19 protein-coding genes are annotated in these 17,066 nt (G+C 37.7%); 13 read left to right on the plus strand and 6 right to left on the minus strand.

The genetic code is table 11. The annotated features are described in order from the left end of the window. Nucleotides 1–114 precede the first annotated feature (114 nt). The 3 genes from MR054_RS14740 to MR054_RS14750 all read right to left on the minus strand — a co-directional run bounded on the left by MR054_RS14740 (nt 115) and on the right by MR054_RS14750 (nt 2,460). Nucleotides 115–897: an alpha/beta hydrolase gene (locus tag MR054_RS14740; protein ID WP_242158567.1), complete on the minus strand. Its 783-nt coding sequence runs from the start codon at nt 895–897 to the stop codon at nt 115–117. A 146-nt stretch (nt 898–1,043) separates the two neighbouring features. Beyond that, nucleotides 1,044–1,628, minus strand: coding sequence for a hypothetical protein (locus tag MR054_RS14745; protein ID WP_242158568.1), 585 nt, complete (start codon nt 1,626–1,628; stop codon nt 1,044–1,046). A gap of 265 nt (nt 1,629–1,893) precedes the next feature. Then, the gene (locus MR054_RS14750; RefSeq protein ID WP_242086535.1) at nt 1,894–2,460 is read right to left on the minus strand and encodes an OsmC family protein; all 567 of its coding nucleotides are present in this window, start codon (nt 2,458–2,460) and stop codon (nt 1,894–1,896) included. A 171-nt stretch (nt 2,461–2,631) separates the two neighbouring features. Between MR054_RS14750 and MR054_RS14755 the strand changes: the two genes are divergently transcribed. The 6 genes from MR054_RS14755 (at nt 2,632) to MR054_RS14780 (ending at nt 8,313) form a co-directional block, all read left to right on the plus strand. After that, nucleotides 2,632–4,539 (plus strand): sigma-54-dependent Fis family transcriptional regulator, encoded by a 1,908-nt coding sequence (locus tag MR054_RS14755; RefSeq protein WP_242158569.1) that lies wholly within the window; start codon nt 2,632–2,634, stop codon nt 4,537–4,539. Nucleotides 4,540–4,848: 309 nt separating this feature from the next. After that, nucleotides 4,849–5,262 (plus strand): DsrE family protein, encoded by a 414-nt coding sequence (locus tag MR054_RS14760; RefSeq protein ID WP_242086531.1) that lies wholly within the window; start codon nt 4,849–4,851, stop codon nt 5,260–5,262. 124 nt (nt 5,263–5,386) lie between these two features. Then, a complete protein-coding gene (locus tag MR054_RS14765) occupies nt 5,387–6,253 on the plus strand; it encodes a helix-turn-helix domain-containing protein (RefSeq protein WP_242158570.1) in 867 nt (288 codons plus the stop codon). Between the two features lie 98 nt (nt 6,254–6,351). Then, the gene (locus tag MR054_RS14770; protein WP_242158571.1) at nt 6,352–7,467 is read left to right on the plus strand and encodes an acyl-CoA dehydrogenase family protein; all 1,116 of its coding nucleotides are present in this window, start codon (nt 6,352–6,354) and stop codon (nt 7,465–7,467) included. Between the two features lie 230 nt (nt 7,468–7,697). Beyond that, on the plus strand, nt 7,698–7,967 hold the full coding sequence (locus MR054_RS14775) for a hypothetical protein (RefSeq protein WP_242086524.1): 270 nt from the start codon (nt 7,698–7,700) through the stop codon (nt 7,965–7,967). Between the two features lie 10 nt (nt 7,968–7,977). Next, nucleotides 7,978–8,313, plus strand: a complete 336-nt coding sequence (locus tag MR054_RS14780; protein ID WP_242158572.1) for a hypothetical protein — start codon at nt 7,978–7,980, stop codon at nt 8,311–8,313. Between the two features lie 300 nt (nt 8,314–8,613). On the opposite strand, the gene MR054_RS14785 is transcribed toward MR054_RS14780, so the two are convergent. Further along, on the minus strand, nt 8,614–10,830 hold the full coding sequence (locus tag MR054_RS14785; RefSeq protein ID WP_276520191.1) for an APC family permease: 2,217 nt from the start codon (nt 10,828–10,830) through the stop codon (nt 8,614–8,616). A gap of 284 nt (nt 10,831–11,114) precedes the next feature. Here MR054_RS14785 and MR054_RS14790 point away from each other — a divergent pair, with 284 nt between their 5' ends. The 5 genes from MR054_RS14790 to MR054_RS14805 all read left to right on the plus strand — a co-directional run bounded on the left by MR054_RS14790 (nt 11,115) and on the right by MR054_RS14805 (nt 14,700). Beyond that, nucleotides 11,115–11,867 carry a DUF6090 family protein gene (locus tag MR054_RS14790; RefSeq protein WP_242158576.1) on the plus strand — a complete coding sequence of 251 codons (753 nt, stop codon included), beginning with the start codon at nt 11,115–11,117 and terminating at the stop codon, nt 11,865–11,867. 220 nt (nt 11,868–12,087) lie between these two features. After that, nucleotides 12,088–12,672: a sulfatase-like hydrolase/transferase gene (locus MR054_RS14795; protein WP_242158578.1), complete on the plus strand. Its 585-nt coding sequence runs from the start codon at nt 12,088–12,090 to the stop codon at nt 12,670–12,672. Nucleotides 12,673–12,886: 214 nt separating this feature from the next. Further along, nucleotides 12,887–13,828, plus strand: coding sequence for an aldo/keto reductase (locus MR054_RS14800; protein ID WP_242158579.1), 942 nt, complete (start codon nt 12,887–12,889; stop codon nt 13,826–13,828). A gap of 198 nt (nt 13,829–14,026) precedes the next feature. Beyond that, nucleotides 14,027–14,158 (plus strand): hypothetical protein, encoded by a 132-nt coding sequence (locus MR054_RS16715; protein ID WP_276520193.1) that lies wholly within the window; start codon nt 14,027–14,029, stop codon nt 14,156–14,158. A gap of 59 nt (nt 14,159–14,217) precedes the next feature. Then, on the plus strand, nt 14,218–14,700 hold the full coding sequence (locus MR054_RS14805) for a YybH family protein (protein ID WP_242158580.1): 483 nt from the start codon (nt 14,218–14,220) through the stop codon (nt 14,698–14,700). On the opposite strand, the gene MR054_RS14810 is transcribed toward MR054_RS14805, so the two are convergent. Further along, nucleotides 14,665–14,871, minus strand: coding sequence for a hypothetical protein (locus MR054_RS14810; RefSeq protein ID WP_242158581.1), 207 nt, complete (start codon nt 14,869–14,871; stop codon nt 14,665–14,667). The two genes, MR054_RS14805 and MR054_RS14810, sit on opposite strands and share 36 nt — an antisense overlap. Before the next feature lie 175 nt (nt 14,872–15,046). Between MR054_RS14810 and MR054_RS14815 the strand changes: the two genes are divergently transcribed. Beyond that, entirely contained in the window at nt 15,047–15,370 is a 324-nt protein-coding gene (locus MR054_RS14815) for an EthD family reductase (protein ID WP_242086453.1), read from the plus strand. Nucleotides 15,371–15,474: 104 nt separating this feature from the next. Beyond that, nucleotides 15,475–15,984: a YybH family protein gene (locus MR054_RS14820; RefSeq protein WP_242158582.1), complete on the plus strand. Its 510-nt coding sequence runs from the start codon at nt 15,475–15,477 to the stop codon at nt 15,982–15,984. 60 nt (nt 15,985–16,044) lie between these two features. Here MR054_RS14820 and MR054_RS14825 read toward each other — a convergent pair whose 3' ends face one another. Continuing rightward, nucleotides 16,045–17,001 (minus strand): phosphoribosylaminoimidazolesuccinocarboxamide synthase, encoded by a 957-nt coding sequence (locus MR054_RS14825; protein WP_242158583.1) that lies wholly within the window; start codon nt 16,999–17,001, stop codon nt 16,045–16,047. Between the last annotated feature and the right edge of the window lie 65 nt (nt 17,002–17,066).

Here is a 17,066-nt window from a genome sequence, read left to right on the forward strand (position 1 = left end):
TATTTTCAATTCTTATACTTTATTCATTTCTACATCATTATGAATCATAATTGACAAATATACCACGACAAGATTTCTAGCTGTTATTGTTTACCCCATGGCGACTTTCTTGTTTTAGTTTTGATTTATAAATTCGTTTATTAACATTTGATATTCAGGGCGTTTACGTAAATCACCGTGCCCTCCATTTTGTAATACAATTCTTTTTTTCTTTGAACTCCTTAAGTTACCAAAAATTCGTTGAGAGTGATCTGGTGAAATTACATTATCCTTGTCACCGTGAATTAATAATGTAGGAATGTTTATTTGTTTAGCTTTTTCAGCGGTATTAAGTTCGTAATTTGGAGCTTTATTGCCTACCCAACCTATTTCTGGTATTGACGAAAAGGCGCTTTCCAATATTAGCGCTTTTGCTTCTTTTGTTGAAGCCAAATAACCTGCCATCGCGGTTCCCATTGAATAGCCATACAAAATTATATTTTGTGGTTTGTATCCCAATAGTATTCCATAGTCATAAATTTTATCAGCATCGTCATACATTTGCGACTGCCCACTCAGTTTACCGTTAGATTTTCCAAAACTCCTATAATCTGTAACTAGAACATTGTAACCCCAGTTTAAAACCATACTATGGTTATCTAGAAAGTTTTGAAGGTTTTTAGCATTACCTTGAAAATATATCATGAGGAGCTTGTTTTCTTCTTTCTCATAGAGGAAACCATTGAGAAAAATGCCCTTTTCTACTTCAATATTTATTTCTTTTGTGCCAAGTGAGAGTTTGAATTCATATGTTGACGTCAATTTTACAGGTTCAAATATCAGTTTAGTTTGTTTAGAAATGGTCATACAGGATTGTAAAATAAAAGTTGATAAAATGATTAATTTACTGTGCATCATTGGTCTTTGATTTTTGAAGTTGCGCCCCGCCTCTTTCATATTTCATGTAAAAACACAACGTTTTCATTATTACTACTTATTAATTGATTAGATAAAAAAGCCTACAACAATAGTCATAAGCTTTTTGTTTCATTACTCAAATGGGTTTACCATACAACTACTTCGCCTGTTATTAAAGGAATAATTGAAGTGTAAATTATGGCATCTTCATCCGTTAAAAGATTGCAATCTACATCTCCAGGCAAAATAGAGAAGCTCATATAATCCTCTTGGTTACCAGGCCCATGATCAGCTGCAAAAGTCGTAGCACGTTGGCCGGTTACATCTTGACCCAAAATGGTTCCATTTGTTATTATTCCGGAAACTATGGCATATGTAATTCCATTAGGGCCGTAACCAAAATTTGCACAATCAATATCGACGTGAATGCCTTCTCCACCATCAGCAAAGGAGTCTTGCCATTGCCCGGTTACAAAACCATCTGCATACAAATTGGCAACTAATGAGAAATTTGCATCACATCCATTTGGTTGTCCAATAAAAGTACACACATCATTGGATCCTAAATTTACATGATGTAGAACCTTACCATGCCCTTTACCAGCCACTAAATTGCTCGTAAAAAGATCTGCCTCATGTGTTCCTAATTCTTCTGTATTACATGAGTTTAAACAGAACATTGTTAAAGTGAATAAAACCACTGTGTTTTTAATTCTAAAATTTGTTTTCATTTTTATTAATTTTTGGTTTATATCTTAATATCTAATTTTTACTAAATGGCTCTATATCGCCTGCTTTGTAAAATAACGATCCGTAATGAATTTCCTAAATATTTATATTTGGCAATATTATTATTCACAGTATTTCTACTTCCTTTTAATAATTCATAATTTTTATACATTTTTTCTAATTTTTAATTGTCGCTTGTATTTATGTTCACCCATTTTATTTTACTAAAATGTTACAGGCAGGGAACATGTCCCTGCCCCAAGTCAATTACTTCAATAGTACCTCCATTGGCACGGCTTTAGAAACCATGGAATGTACTGGAGAAAATTGTCTGCCAACATCTAACAATCTTTGTTTTTGTCGGTCTGAAAGTTTTTTCTCTCCTTCAATATCGAATGTAATCCTGATAACCTTATAGCCGGGGTCCACATTCAGGTCTAAAGCCAGGAATCCATGTAAGTCCAGATCGCCTTCGTAGGTAGAAGCCACTCTTTTTAATTGAATGCCTTTTGCTGCGGCATGATAAACCAAGGTGGTTGTGATACAGGCCGCCAAGGCATGCAATAAGGTTTCTGTAGGATTCGGGCCATTATTGGTCCCTAGCAATACATCAGGTTCATCTGCCTCCAATACCAAATTGACATCTCTGGAAGTATCTTCCTGGCAAGCGCCGTAAAAGCCTTTAATTGATGATACATTGTTAGCTCCATCAACCCATTTGTTGGATGCTCTGAATTTAAAATCTGCAATCGCTGGATTCTCTCCAATTGCTTTAATTGTGGCGTGTAACCTATTAAGGTCTACTCCATTTGTTGTTTTTTGTAATGTTTCCATTGTTATAAGAATTTATTGTTAATCATGCTTTGTGATAAGCACATTAAATGCCAATATCATAACAATCTGTTTTTCAATGTTTTACAAAATAAGAGCAAAAATATTATTGTCGAAATTTCGTCATAATTAAATTTTTGGGTACCTTAATTTGGTCAATTCTTATCGTGTGTCATGGAAGAACGTAAAAGAGTACCAGCCCTAATTGCATTAAAACAAATAATTGAAACAACTTCAGAATTTACAGGGAAAGCGTTTTTTAGAGCACTCGTAAAACATTTGTCGGAAATTTTGGATGTTCATGGCGTTTGGGTTACAGAATATCTGGAAGAACACTATAAATTAAAAGCTTTAGCCTTTTGGTTAAATGGGGATTATGTTGAGAAATACGAATATTCTATTACAGATACACCTTGTCAGGATGTCATAGAAAATCAAGACCTGTGTCATATTCCGGATAAAGTCGTTGATCTTTATCCTAAAGATACTGACCTAAAACCATTTGGAGCGGTTAGTTATATGGGCATTTCATTAAAGGATATCGATGGTAAAATACTTGGTCATCTGGCTTTATTAGACAATAAGCCCATGCCTGAAATTCCTGAAGTATACGCTATATTCAAGATATTTGCTTCGAGAGCAGGAGCGGAATTAAGACGTGAAATTATACAAAGAAAAGTTATTGAAAGCGAATCCAAATTAAACCGATTGGTCAATGGTACAAATGATGCAATACTTGAATTTAATTCCGAATTTAAAATCACACAGTCCAATCAAGCTGCAAATCAAATATTTGAAGTTGCAAACAAAACATTCATTGGAACGGATATCAAGACTGTTTTTGATTATGCCTCATTAACACAGTTAAATTCAGCGCTTTTAAAATACAATGCTGCAAATAATACTAAGAGCACATTACATTTAGAAGAACCTCTGGTTTGTATTAATTGTAAAGGAGAATCTTTTCCGGCTAAAATCAATATCTCATCCTATCACTTTGAAAAGCATTTATATTATGCCCTGTATATAAGAAACATAAAAGATGAAGTTTCGAACAAATTAAAAATAAAGGAACTGAATGTTGAAACGATTATGTTAAAAGAAAAGATGAATGCACAACAATTCAACTATATAATCGGTAAAAGCGAGCCTATCAAAAAATGTCTTGATCTGGTTATTCAGGTGGCACCAACAGATGCCAATGTATTGATACTGGGTGAAACAGGAACGGGAAAAGAATTATTCGCAAAAGCGATACATGAATCAAGTGGAAGGAAATCTAAACCCATGATAACTCTTAATTGTGCTGCTCTTCCCTCTGAATTAATTGAAAGTGAACTGTTTGGCCATGTTAAAGGCGCATTTACAGGTGCTTTAACATCAAGGGAAGGACGGTTTTCTTTAGCAGATCATGGTACCATTTTCCTGGATGAGATAGCCGAACTGCCTCTGCCCTTGCAAGCAAAACTATTAAGGGTAATCCAGGAAGGAACTTTTGAGCCGGTGGGTAGCTCTGAAACTAAAAAAGTGGACGTGAGAATCATTGCTGCTACACACCGAAACCTGGAAAAACGAATAGAAGAAGGTAAATTTAGAGAAGATCTGTTCTATAGATTAAATGTTTTTCCAATCAATATACCTCCTTTGAGACAAAGAGGAAATGACATAATTCTTATTGCTAAAGCATTTTTTGAAAAGATTACAAAAAATAAAGCGCTTTATGTAATGCCTCCTACAACAAAAAATTTGAATAAATTGACTACCTATAATTGGCCTGGAAATGTCAGGGAGCTACAAAATGTGATTGAGCGCGGCATAATTACGTCCTCTGATGGAAATTTTAATTTGGATTCTATTTTACCAATGCCTGGTAAACCCATTCCTGACGAAGCAGAAAACTCCCGTATTCTTACCAGTGATCAACTTTTAAAGCTTGAAAAGGACAATATCATTAAAGCATTAAATATTACTAATTGGAAAATATCCGGTGAGGGTGGTGCTGCAGAGTTACTCAACCTTCCAAGAACAACACTGACGTCTAAAATCAAAAAATTTAGAATTAAGCCTGTCGCCATAGGCTAATGCTTTTTTGTCCTTACCTCGGTTCTAAACAAAAAAACCCCTCCCCAATAAGGAAAAGTTTCTCCGTCTGTTACTAAACTACGTCGTCACCTTTCCAGGACCGATACTACTTTTTAATAGCGGTCTGGACGGGACTAAAAAAGACTTTAAAACACCCTCATTATCAATGTATTAAGCTCAAAAACCTATAGCTATCTGCTTTGTTTCTTTTCTAAAGCTAACTTTAAAATCAAATCATTGAACTTTTAAGCAAAACTTAAAATTGTTTTCTAGTCTTTCTTTGCTTCAAATAATTAAAACTTTAAAATCATGAAAAAAATATGTTTAAGCTTCGCTTTTGGATTATTAATCTTTAGTGTTTCTGCGCAGGATGTAAATCGTAAAATAATTATAGATGTAACTAGCACAAATTTCAAGGTGTACCAATCTGTTTTACTAACGCTTAGAATTATGACGGATAGCCATCCTAATACACAGTTTGATGTGATAGCTTATGGAGAAGCCGTCCCTATGATGATGAAAAATCAATCTGTAGTTTCAGATGAAATATCTAAATATATAGAAAACAAAAACATAAGTTTCACAGCTTGTGAAGTAAGTATGTCTCTATTTAACATTAAAAGAGAACAACTTCTGGATGGCGTAAAAACTGTAAATAATGCTATCGATGAAATTGTAAAAAAACAAGGAGAAGGTTGGGGTTATATAAAATCAGGAAATTAAAGTGTTGATTTAGGGTAGTTGTTGTAATCTCAATATTGAATTTATATTTTATGATTAAATTTGTTAGACCGGCTATTATTTAAGATTAGGTTTTGTGACAACCCTACATCTGTTTTTAAATTTTATGGATAACTTATTTGAAAACATAAAGGACAGTTTAGTATTTAACAAATTTTCACTGGATGAATTAGTTTGTGTTGAATATACATGTGGCGTTGTTGATGAAGAGGTAGGTATTTATACACAATCTGATTATTTGATCTATGTTCTAAGTGGTAAAAAGACTTGGCGTACCATTGAGAATGAATGGTTAATGGAAGCGGGACAAACCTTATTTGTCAAAAAAGGAGCTGCCATTGTCAAGCAATTCTTTGATGATGATTTTTGCATGTTTGGGTTTTTCTTGCCAGATGACATTATAAGGGAAGCTCTAAAAGATGTAATTCATAATATCCCAGTCAACAATCAAATTAATATACATCAATTTACCGCAACAAAACTCCTCCCAAAAGATTACATTAATGATTTTATTAAATCTATGTATCCCTATTTCAAGGATAAAAAAGAACCTCCTGAGGCTATTCTCAGGTTGAAATTAAAAGAGTTGCTCATTAACATTTTATACAATTGTGAAAATGACTTATTAATTTCTTACTTACAATCTGTTACCGTAAATCCAGTTCCCTCTCTCACGCATATAATGGAGACCAATTTTTCATATAACTTAAAGCTAGAGGAATATGCAAAATTATGCCATAGGAGTTTATCAACATTTAAGAGAGATTTTTTTAACCATTATAATACTACCCCAGGTAAATGGCTTCTGAATAAGAGACTTGAATATGCAGCTAGTTTGATTTTAAAAAAATCCTTAAATATAACTCAAATAACCTTTGAAAGCGGCTTTGAAGACGTATCTCACTTTAGTAGGGTTTTTAAATCAAAGTATGGTGTGACTCCGAGCTCCTTCTCAAAAAGAATCACCTCGTAGGATATTGACCTTCTCAAGCTATTTTTTAAACTTTTAAGCAAAGTTTAACCCTATGTAATCTGCGAAATTTGTAATACTAATTTAAATAATATAGTATTATGGAAGCAACCTTAAAATCAACAAATTGGATAATAAAAACACATAGTATTGGCAAAGACTTTGCACATAGAGCCTTTGAATATGATCTTAATGGCTCCTTTGTGAAAGACAACTATCTACAGCTAAAAGAATTAAAATTCTTCTCTGCTGCCATTCCTAAAGAGCTCGGTGGTGGAGGCGTATCACATAAAGAAATGTGTGATATTATTAGAGTTATTGCCCATTATTGTAGCTCAACAGCTTTAGCTTTCTCAATGCATCAACACTTAATATCTGCAACTGTATGGAAATACAAAAATGAAGGCATAGGAGTGGATATGTTACGTAATGTGGCTAATAATGAATTAGCACTTATAAGTACTGGAGCTAGAGACTGGCTTGGATCTAATGGTGAACTTAAGAAAAGAAATGGCGGGTATTTATTTTCTGGCACTAAACATTTTGCCAGTCAATCTGCTGGTGGCGACTTGGTTGTGACTAGTGGAACATACCTTAATAACAATAATTGGGAAGTTCTACATTTTGCAGTTCCAATGACAACAAATGGTGTTTCAATTTTAGATAATTGGGATGTTATGGGTATGAGGGGAACAGGTTCTAATTCTATTTTATTTGAAAATGTTTTTATACCTGACTCTGCAATATCCCTATCAAGACCAAAAAATGAATTTCATCCAGTATGGAATGTTGTGCTTACTGTAGCATTACCTTTAATAATGTCTGCATATGTAGGTATCGCAGAAAAGGCTAAAGAAATAGCTATACAAAAAGGCAAGAAATATCACAGAAACCAAAAGCATATAACTACTCTTATAGGTAGGTTGAATAATGTCTTGCTAAGTGCTCAAACGGAATGGAAAGCGATGTGTGCAATTACTAATGAATTGGATTTTATTCCTTCTGAAGACCTAACTGTAGATGTACTATCTCACAAAACTAATGTCGGTGAAAATGCAAAGAAAACTGTAGAATATGCCATGGAAGCTATTGGAGGACAAAGTTTCTACAGGTCTAACGTACTTGAACGTTTATTTAGAGATATACAGGCATCTCCTTTTCATCCTTTACCGAAATGGGAACAATTCGCCTTTACAGGAGAACGATTATTAAAATGATGCGTTCTTCTCTCGTATTTTAAGATTGTCATTTTAATGAAACATAAAGTAAGTTCTAGCAAAAAGCACAAGAGCCTCTAAGGAGAAACATTAAATAGCTTTCTTAATTCTGAATTATTATCTCATTTAACATATTGAGATAGAAGCTATTCATACAAATTTTATTCAATTTAGTTTAAATCTAGTATTAACATATTTATAAAATATCATAATAATCAAAAAAAAGAATCATGGATTTTGATAACATATATATTGATGAACTTATTGACATAAGAGAGGAAGCGAGACAAACAAAAAACTATAAGCTATCCGACAAAATAAGAGACTTTTTAGACACCAAACACATTTTTGTATTTGATACCAAACAAGGACAAACGGTTTATCATCAAGGAAAAGGTACCAGAGTGGATTTAATTAAAAGGCTTAAAAAAGAGAAGCTTGCTCAAAAATTATTTGATGCCTGGCTATATTCAATTAATAAAAGTATTGAAAATTTTTAAAATGGAATTTATGAAACAAGATTATAAAAAGAATCAATTAAAAGCCTACGTTTTAACCTATTGTGCGAATGCCAACTTTGTGATATCAAATGATGAAGTTGAATTTATTAAAAGTAAAACTTGTATTTCCAATTTAAATGAGGTCCAATGCGAAATTAGAAAAAATAACGATTATCAAAATATACAAAGAATAATAAAACTAGCCTACACATGTAGTTATAATATAGAAGACAAAAAGATCCTTTTCAAAGAGATTAATGAACTCGTTAAAATAGGTAAGGATTATTATCAGTTAAAACTCAACACCCTAAGAGGATTAAAACATATTTTATTTGACTCAAATTAAATAATGGTGTTTGGTATAAAAACACAAAAAAGTCCACAGAAGAACTTGTGTTATGTACCCCTTTTCAATAGCGTTAGAATACCCCTAAAACAAAAAAACCGGTCTGCCGACAGGCAGGCATCTCAATTTTCTTATTAAGAAAAAAGGAAAGCTCCGCATTGAAATTCCCATTTTAATGGGCTTTCACTACGTTATCCCTATTTGGTATAAACAAGACCACATCTTAGTTGCCGTCCGGACGGGACTCAAACGAATATAACATTCAAACAGTATGGAATTGCGATTGCTATCTGATAATGATTATTTAATAAATTTTGGCTTTAAGGTATTGACGAAAAGAATATTACCTATATTCTCATATCCCTCAAATACTTTATGCTCTTCAGATTTAACATGGCCTTCATGGAAACCAATTAGGGTAAGGTCTGCATCTTCAGAATATTTATTAATTAAATGATTTTTACTTTTATTTTCCTCCAAAGGAATAACATTAATGTTATTCGGAGATATAGGTAATCTTCCTGAAGAACACAACTGAATCAAGTTCTCCTGTTCTTTCGCAATATTTTCCTCACGAAAAGCGGCAAAAATCTTTATTTGACCATGTTTCCAATCAGCATGGCCCAAAATAATATATGATAGTAAGATCATTAAATTCGCATTTTCATAGTCTTCTTTTTTGATCCAAATATGAATTTCTTTTCTAAAGCCAAAGCCTTTATCGGAGCTTGCAAGAATGCACACGTCATGACCAGCTGTTTTTATTAGGTTGTAATTGTCAAGTACATCTGACAACCATGCTGTTTCACCTTTCTTAAATTCGAAAAGAACCATATTATTGGGCTGTCCTGAAATTCCCGGTAATTGAATAATAAAAGCAATAGCTGAAGTTGTTGATGGGGAAACCAATGTTTCTACAAATACATTCGATTTGTTAATGGCCACATAATGTATGAGTCTTTCAAGTTTTTCATCTGCAGAAATTTTTGTGGTACTTGAAAGATAGGCATGTTCTAAATGGACATACATACCAAAACCATAGCTATGCGAAATCCATTTCATTAATTCTAATGTATCAAAACGCTCAAAACTATCATAAGCTAAGCAAACCACTGAAGGTCTCCAGTCTTCTTCGGCACTTGCTTTTTCTGATTTTTGAAGAAATACCTGCAACCTTCTGCTCAATTGTTGGATGACTCCTTGAAAAATATTGGCCATTCCTTTATGGTTATCACTTTGTGAAGAAATATATACATAAAGCAATACCATTAAGAACACAGCAGTAAGTGCGTAAGGTGTATTTATCTTAAACATTAAATAGACACACATAATCGCTCCCAAAAAGGAAAGGTACCACTTGGACTTAAACGATGGCCTATATGAAGGATCAGCTGCAAAATGCTGAAAAAAAGAAATAAGACAAAGTGAACCATAGGTTACCATAAAAAACATTGTTATTATTTCCGCAACGGCATTCACATCTCCCATCAAAACAAACAATAATGCTATAATACTGGTAACAATGGTGGCATTTCTTGGTTCATTACTGTTTTTTGTTCCTTTTGCGACCCAAAAATTCAAGAATTTATTCGGAAATACCTTATCTCCTCCAATGGCCTGTAAGGTTCTCGGCGCTACCATAAATGAACCTAAAGCTGAAGAGATGGTTGCCGCGGCCAATCCTATTGGAATTATGGGCCCCCAGATTGCAATTTCCGCCATGATCAACTGATTTTCAATTAAATCAGCCGAGGATGCCGAGGATGCCAACTTGTATGCAATAAAGAAATAAATGATCATCCCCACAATTGTGGCTGTCAATGTCCCAAGTGGTATAGACCTTTTAGGATCTTTTAAATCACCCGAAAGGCCTACACCTGCGGTCATGCCAGTAAAAGCAGGAAAGATGATTGCAAAAACATAAAAAAATCCTTTTTCCGGGCTAACATTTTTAAACAATGTTGAAGGATCAAAAGTTTCTGAATATCCTGTAGTACCACAAAAAAACAGGATTAAAGAAATACCCAAAAGCGTTACTACCATATATAGTGCCTTTACCCCTAAATTAGCGCCTTTTTTTACCATTAACCATATCAACAATAGTAATGCAGGAACGCTAAACAACCTATTATCATAAATGATATATCCCCATTCCGTTTCCACCCATGGCTTAATGGCTTCGAATGCCTCACCAAATGCGATAATATAAAATGCCACACTAATGGCTTGAGAGAAATATAGGGCAATGCCAATTGCCGAACCGATATTGATACCAAAAGACCTGGAAATAATAAAATACTCACCTCCACCTTCCACTTTTTGGTTCGTAGCGATTTCGGCTAAGGCCATGGCTGTTGGTATAGTAACCATATGACCAATCAATATAATTAAGACAGCTCCTAAAAATCCTACAGAACCAACTGCAAAACCAAATCTTAGGAACATTATCGCCCCTAAAATTGTTGATATTGCAGTAAAAAAAACGGGTGAAGTACCGAATTTGTTCTTTTTAATCATCCTTAATTTACACTAATGAATTAATGCTTATTAAATATAAGTAAAAACACCTAAACAAAAAGAGGGATTTACACTCTATTACTTTGTTTTGTTTGGCTTTTAAATGAATTTTAAACCCACCAATACCTCCTTTATATTCATTTTCCTTATCTTTCATTATTCATTCATCCAACGCATGCTAAACTGCTTAAGTTTATCGAAACACCATGTTGCCCTACAACATCAAAGGTCGGGCAGCCCCTTGGTTGCGATAGCCGCTCACAGCATACCTATCCCACTTCATTATGATTACCTTTTTTAGAAAACTCCGCCAGCAATTACTTTCAGACGGAAAAACCGGAACCTATGTTAAATATGCCATCGGGGAAATTATTCTCGTGGTTATCGGGATTTTGATTGCATTAGCCATAAATAATTGGAATGAGAACAGGAAAGCGGCTATTACTGAAATAAAGGTGCTCAAAGAAATCTCTGAAAACCTGGGTGTAGACCTTTTATCCCTTCAAAATGATATTAGATTGAACGAAGAAGGCATTAAAACTGTGCAGGACATTGAAGGAATCCTGGATTCAAACGGCACATTGACGGACGCCTTAACCCGCAGTTTTGGGAGTATTACCTTCAATCCCACCTATACCCTTAATACCAGTGGCTATAAAAATCTTTCCAATATCGGGTTTCAAATTATCGTTGAGGATTCCATTAGAAAGGCGATTACCTATCTTTATGAGACTCAATATTCGTTTTTAAAAGAACGTGAGGAAACGGCAGAAAAAGTGACCTATGTCTACTTAACCCCTCAGTTCCAGGAATACTTCGGGCAGATCAAATTTGAAATGAGGAAAAACCAATTACCCGCAAAATTGTACTACCCGAAGAATTTTGAAGATCTAAAAAACAACGGCGACTTTCACAGACTTCTGGATTATGCCAAAGAAATCAAATATGGCAATCTTTATGACCTGAATGTGGTCTTAAAGGACATCAGACGTATCAAAACCATCATTGACAGGTACCTGGAAGACCAATCCCATTGAAGGCAAAGTCCTATAACGGGGACCTTGAAAACACGAAGATCTCATAATTAAGAAAACCGAAAGCCCCACACTACAGGACGGTCATTGGCTTATACCAGGTCACTGCACTGGTGTCGGCCGATGCGATCCTGCTCACTAAACCGAAAAAATACAATCTTTAAACATGGTACCAATGCTTATACAAGACCATTGCAGTTAATAATATAAAACTATGAGAATCATGATGAGACAACCATTCAGAACGAGACCCCTTAGTATTGCATTACTAGTTGTTCTTACTGCATATGCCTGTCATAACAGCCCTCAAAATGCAAACCGATTACCCAATGTCCTTATCATCTACACCGATGATCAGGGAACCATCGACGCCAATTGTTATGGTGCTAAGGACCTGTATACCCCTAATATTGATATGCTGGCGGAAACCGGAGTACGGTTTACGCAATTTTATGCTGCCGCATCCGTTTGTTCGCCTTCCAGAGCTGCATTGCTAACAGGCAAAACGCCTTTAGCTGCAGGATTGCCGGGGGATGTGGCCGATGTGATCGAAGATGAAATCAGTCAAAACGACTTATACCTGGGGCGCTATTTAGAAATATTGTCCAAACATATTTGCTATAATGACTTGGTGAAAGTGTTTGCCTTTCCACGGGCACGCTTCCATGATATTACCCTGGAGCGCCTCCCCGACAATGCCATTATGACCAGTGATTATGCCGCACTTCTGAACAATAAGGAGTTCCTGAATATCCTCAATAGAAGGGCCGTATTATGTATGATCACCAACCAGGAGACCAAAACATGAATCGATAAGGCCATGAATATCATTCACATGATAGCCCATGAATTGAACCCATAAATCACGCTAGTCCATCACCGGTAAAAGCCATGGCGATGTACCAATCCCCATTAGCCCAAAAAACCTTAACTTTAAATCCGCCTGAGTCTCAGGACCCTTAAAGCATAAAACGCTGTCTATGGCGGAATGTATAACTCACTAAAGCCTCATTTAAGACTTTATGCGATATAGACCCTACCTAAAAGACACCATCGCCATTTCCGAAATTGGCCTTGGCGCATGGCAACTGGGACAGCACTCCGGTTGGACAAACATGTCGGAAACTGAGGCCCTAAGACTGGTTCACCAATCCATTGATTTTGGCCTCAATTTTTTTGACACTGCTCCAAACTATGGTCATGGTACGAGCGAGGAACGCCTGGGTAAGGCCCTTAAAGGCATGGACAGGAGCCGTATGGTCATAAACACTAAATTCGGCCATACCGTTACGGGGGCTTTAAACTTTAGCCCCGATTATATCAGAACTTCTCTGGAAGGCAGCTTAAAACGACTTCAGGTGGATTATGTCGATTCCTTAATGATTCACAATCCGCCTTCCTCCTATTTCGACGGCCATAAAAATGACCATTACGAGATCCTGGAAACCTTAATGGATGAAGGTAAAATAAAGGCCTACGGGGCGTCTTTGGATACCTGTGAGGACATGAAGCTCTTAATGGAAACCACCAATTCCAAAGTCATTGAGGCCTTCTTTAATATCTTTCACCAGGATACCCGCGGCGGCTTTGACATGGCAAAAGATAAGGCCGTGGCTATCATTGTGAAAATTCCACTGGATTCCGGCTGGTTAACGGGCAAATACACTGCTGAAAGCCGGTTTGATGACATTCGCAGTCGTTGGACCAAAGCCGATATTACAACGCGAGCGGCCCTGGTGGATCGATTGAGGGCCATTGTTGGACCAGAAAAAAACCTGGCCCAATTCGCCATAGCCTTTTGTTTAGCCTATGAGGCGGTGTCCACCGTGATTCCCGGCAATACCAATTTGGAACAGCTCAGCGCTAATGTCCGAAGTGCCGATCTTGCCATCGCTCAAGATCTGATCGCAAAGCTTGAACAGCTCTATCATTCTGAAATCAAAGCTCTGAACCTCCCCTGGTAATCCCTACATCTAAGATTTAACCACGCCAGAGAACCTTGATAATTCATGGCACTGCAACCAATCCAAACTAAAATAGACTATCTTTTAGGCCTTACGATTCCGACCTGCGACTCCAAAGTTGGTCATACCTAGAACCCATGACCTGTTGGATTGCCAGAGCCCTACCGGGATCTGCACCCCGAGGGTCCTGAAAAGTAAATGGCAGGAATCCTATCCTATTTTGGATGTATTGATAACCCGGTGGCCAATATATCACTGGACAAGGTGTATTATTTGGGGGTTTTCCTTAAATTTAGGACTGAAGAATTGGGGAATCCTGAAAGCGACTGAGATTGAAAACCCGATTGGCCGGAGCACGAATCCTTTAAAACCATTTAAATATCGAAACCATGAAAACAACTCAATTGACCAATGCTATTTTTCTAACGGTTTTAATTGCCGGCCTGTTCCTCTCCAGTTGTAACGGAAAAGACACTGAAAAGGGCATGGCATCGAATCCGGCAGACCTCTCCGTTTTGGAAAAGGAAATTGCACAGCGTTTGCGTGAATTTGAAAACCATCTGCGGAATGGCGATTCCATAGCGTTGGGCAATATGTATCTTGCTGATGCGGTGATCATGCCCTCTTTGACTGGAAAAGACGCTATTGTAAAGAATTTTGGGAGCATGATCCGGGATAGTATCACGGGTTCGAGCTTCAACACCATAGGACTGTGGGGGGATGACCAATTACTTGTAGAGGAAGGGACCGGAGTATGGTCTCATGAAAACGGACAAGTGGTGGGAAAAGGCACCTATCTGGTGGTTTGGAAAAAAGAAAATGGAAACTGGATGATTTTACGGGATAGCTGGTTTCCCGAAAGAAAGCAATAAGAACCAGGGAATAAATAGGGCAAGTACCCCTACGACCATGCCGTAGGCCTTGTGTTCTCGAAACCCAATAACCGCAATGGGTGAAAGCGGCTGTAATTCACCACAAGCATTTTTACCGCGAACCGGGCCCTTTATGGCATTCAAACCGAAATACGCCTTTATGCATATCACTTTCTATGATAATCCCCTCCAATACGTCTATAAATTTAGTATCTTTCCTACTTGTAACCACTACGGTAAAACATGTGGTTTTGCACCCGCTCTAGCATGTCCTTCACTTGAGATTTACACTATCGGAGTCGCCGAAAACCGTTCAGAGTAGGCATTTATTTAAACCACCAACCCTATGAAAAAAGGAACTATTAAAGTCAGCGTTTTGTATCCCGGTAAGGCCGGAAGCACCTTCGACATGGATTACTATTGCCATCAGCATGTTCCCATGGTCGGGGGACTTCTAGGGGATGCCCTCCTCGGGGCTACCATCGAAAAAGGCCTGTCAGGAGGCGCTCCGGACAGCGCTGCCCCTTATGTCGCCATGGGAAATATCTATTTTGAATCTATCGAGAGCTTTCAGAATTCCTTTGGTGCCCATGCCGATAAGATCATGGGAGACCTTCCTAATTTTACCAATATTGAACCTGTGGTACAAATTAGTGAAGTCCTGGTTTGAGGTGTCCCGGCAAACCCACAGAATACCGCTTAATCCATTTTTGTTAGGGTACCTTCGGAGCCGCCGAAAACCGTAAAGAGTAGGCATAACTAAAACCCATAACAATGAAAAAACATATCGAACTGATACGCTATGTCGCGATACTTTTATGCTGCATGGCGGTCATGACCGGTTGTAAAAATCAAACCGAACAATCCGAAGAGCCCGCTGCCGAACCGGCATTCGATCTTGCCACGGCCAAAACCGAGATCATAGCGGCCAATGACGTTTTCGAGCAGCGCTTTATGGCCAAGGACTCTGCGGGAGTGGCCAATTTATACACCACCGATGGGAAGTTCATGATGACGGGCAGTCCATCTATTGTTGGACGGGAAGCCATTACCTCTGTGATGTCCGGTTTTATCAATTCCGGGGTAAACGGACTGGAGCTCACCACCATCGAGGTTTGGGGAACAGAAGATCTGGTAACGGAAGAAGGGGAATATACCTTATCGGCCGACGACACTCCAATAGACCATGGCAAGTATTTAGTCCTTTGGAAACGGGTGGATGGCCAGTGGCTCCTGTGCAGGGATATTTTTAACTCCAATATGCCACAGGAACAGACCGAATAGCATCCCTATCGTTCAGAGCGCCTCCCGGGCACTTTGCCGGGAGGCGCCCTGAATGTATTTTTATTTCAAATAGGCCAGGACATTGGTTTCAATACGTTCCTGGATGTGCGATACATCGGCCTTTACAAAAGATTCTCCGGTAATGTTTTCATAAAGCTCTATGTAACGCTCACTAACGGTTTCGATGTATGCATCGCTCATATAGGGTACCGTTTGTCCTTCCAGACCTTGAAAGCCGTTGCTTATTAACCATTGGCGTACAAATTCTTTACTCAATTGTTTTTGAGGTTCACCATTGGCCTGACGTTCTTCATAGCCTTCGGCATAGAAATAGCGCGAGGAATCGGGCGTATGGATCTCATCAATCAATACGATTTTACCGTCTTTGGTCTTACCAAATTCGTATTTGGTATCCACCAGGATCAGGCCCCTTGAGGCCGCAATGTCACTGCCCCGTTTAAAAAGCTTACGGGTATAATCTTCCAGAACCGCATAATCGGCCTCATGAACAATACCGCGTTTTAAAATATCCGCTTTGGAGATATCCTCATCATGGTTGCCTTTTTCCGCTTTGGTGGCCGGTGTAATGATAGGCTCCGGAAAGGCATCGTTTTCTTTCATGCCTTCGGGCATAGGCACCCCGCACAACGAGCGCTTACCGGCTTTGTACTCACGGGCGGCATGACCGGACATATAGCCGCGAATAACCATTTCTACCTTAAAGGGTTCGCACAAATGCCCCACAGCTACATTGGGATCCGGGGTAGCCGTTAACCAATTGGGAACAATATCCCGGGTAGCGGCCATCATTTTGGTGGCGATCTGATTTAGAATTTGCCCCTTATAGGGGATTCCTTTGGGCATCACGACATCGAAGGCCGAAAGCCTATCGGTCGCGATCATAACCAATTGCTCATCATTGATATTATACACTTCACGAACTTTCCCCTTATACACACTTTTTTGTCCGGGAAAATTGAAATGGGTCTCTGTAATGGTATTGCTTGCTGTTGTCAAAAGTTGGTAACGGTATTAAATATTATTTGTTCCTATGGTTTGAGTCCGGATGGGAGCCTCACAGT

Origin of the sequence: Aestuariivivens sediminis, assembly GCF_022662105.1 — a bacterium.
Lineage (GTDB): Bacteria > Bacteroidota > Bacteroidia > Flavobacteriales > Flavobacteriaceae > Aestuariivivens > Aestuariivivens sediminis.

Excerpts from the sequence above, each read along its gene's own strand:
- MR054_RS14740 (WP_242158567.1), bottom strand. The coding sequence starts at position 897 with ATGATGCACAGTAAATTAATCATTTTATCAACTTTTATTTTACAATCC.
- MR054_RS14745 (WP_242158568.1), bottom strand. The coding sequence starts at position 1,628 with ATGAAAACAAATTTTAGAATTAAAAACACAGTGGTTTTATTCACTTTA.
- MR054_RS14750 (WP_242086535.1), bottom strand. The coding sequence starts at position 2,460 with ATGGAAACATTACAAAAAACAACAAATGGAGTAGACCTTAATAGGTTA.
- MR054_RS14755 (WP_242158569.1), top strand. The coding sequence starts at position 2,632 with ATGGAAGAACGTAAAAGAGTACCAGCCCTAATTGCATTAAAACAAATA.
- MR054_RS14760 (WP_242086531.1), top strand. The coding sequence starts at position 4,849 with ATGAAAAAAATATGTTTAAGCTTCGCTTTTGGATTATTAATCTTTAGT.
- MR054_RS14765 (WP_242158570.1), top strand. The coding sequence starts at position 5,387 with ATGGATAACTTATTTGAAAACATAAAGGACAGTTTAGTATTTAACAAA.
- MR054_RS14770 (WP_242158571.1), top strand. The coding sequence starts at position 6,352 with ATGGAAGCAACCTTAAAATCAACAAATTGGATAATAAAAACACATAGT.
- MR054_RS14775 (WP_242086524.1), top strand. The coding sequence starts at position 7,698 with ATGGATTTTGATAACATATATATTGATGAACTTATTGACATAAGAGAG.
- MR054_RS14780 (WP_242158572.1), top strand. The coding sequence starts at position 7,978 with ATGAAACAAGATTATAAAAAGAATCAATTAAAAGCCTACGTTTTAACC.
- MR054_RS14785 (WP_276520191.1), bottom strand. The coding sequence starts at position 10,830 with ATGATTAAAAAGAACAAATTCGGTACTTCACCCGTTTTTTTTACTGCA.
- MR054_RS14790 (WP_242158576.1), top strand. The coding sequence starts at position 11,115 with ATGATTACCTTTTTTAGAAAACTCCGCCAGCAATTACTTTCAGACGGA.
- MR054_RS14795 (WP_242158578.1), top strand. The coding sequence starts at position 12,088 with ATGATGAGACAACCATTCAGAACGAGACCCCTTAGTATTGCATTACTA.
- MR054_RS14800 (WP_242158579.1), top strand. The coding sequence starts at position 12,887 with ATGCGATATAGACCCTACCTAAAAGACACCATCGCCATTTCCGAAATT.
- MR054_RS16715 (WP_276520193.1), top strand. The coding sequence starts at position 14,027 with ATGGCAGGAATCCTATCCTATTTTGGATGTATTGATAACCCGGTGGCC.
- MR054_RS14805 (WP_242158580.1), top strand. The coding sequence starts at position 14,218 with ATGAAAACAACTCAATTGACCAATGCTATTTTTCTAACGGTTTTAATT.
- MR054_RS14815 (WP_242086453.1), top strand. The coding sequence starts at position 15,047 with ATGAAAAAAGGAACTATTAAAGTCAGCGTTTTGTATCCCGGTAAGGCC.
- MR054_RS14820 (WP_242158582.1), top strand. The coding sequence starts at position 15,475 with ATGAAAAAACATATCGAACTGATACGCTATGTCGCGATACTTTTATGC.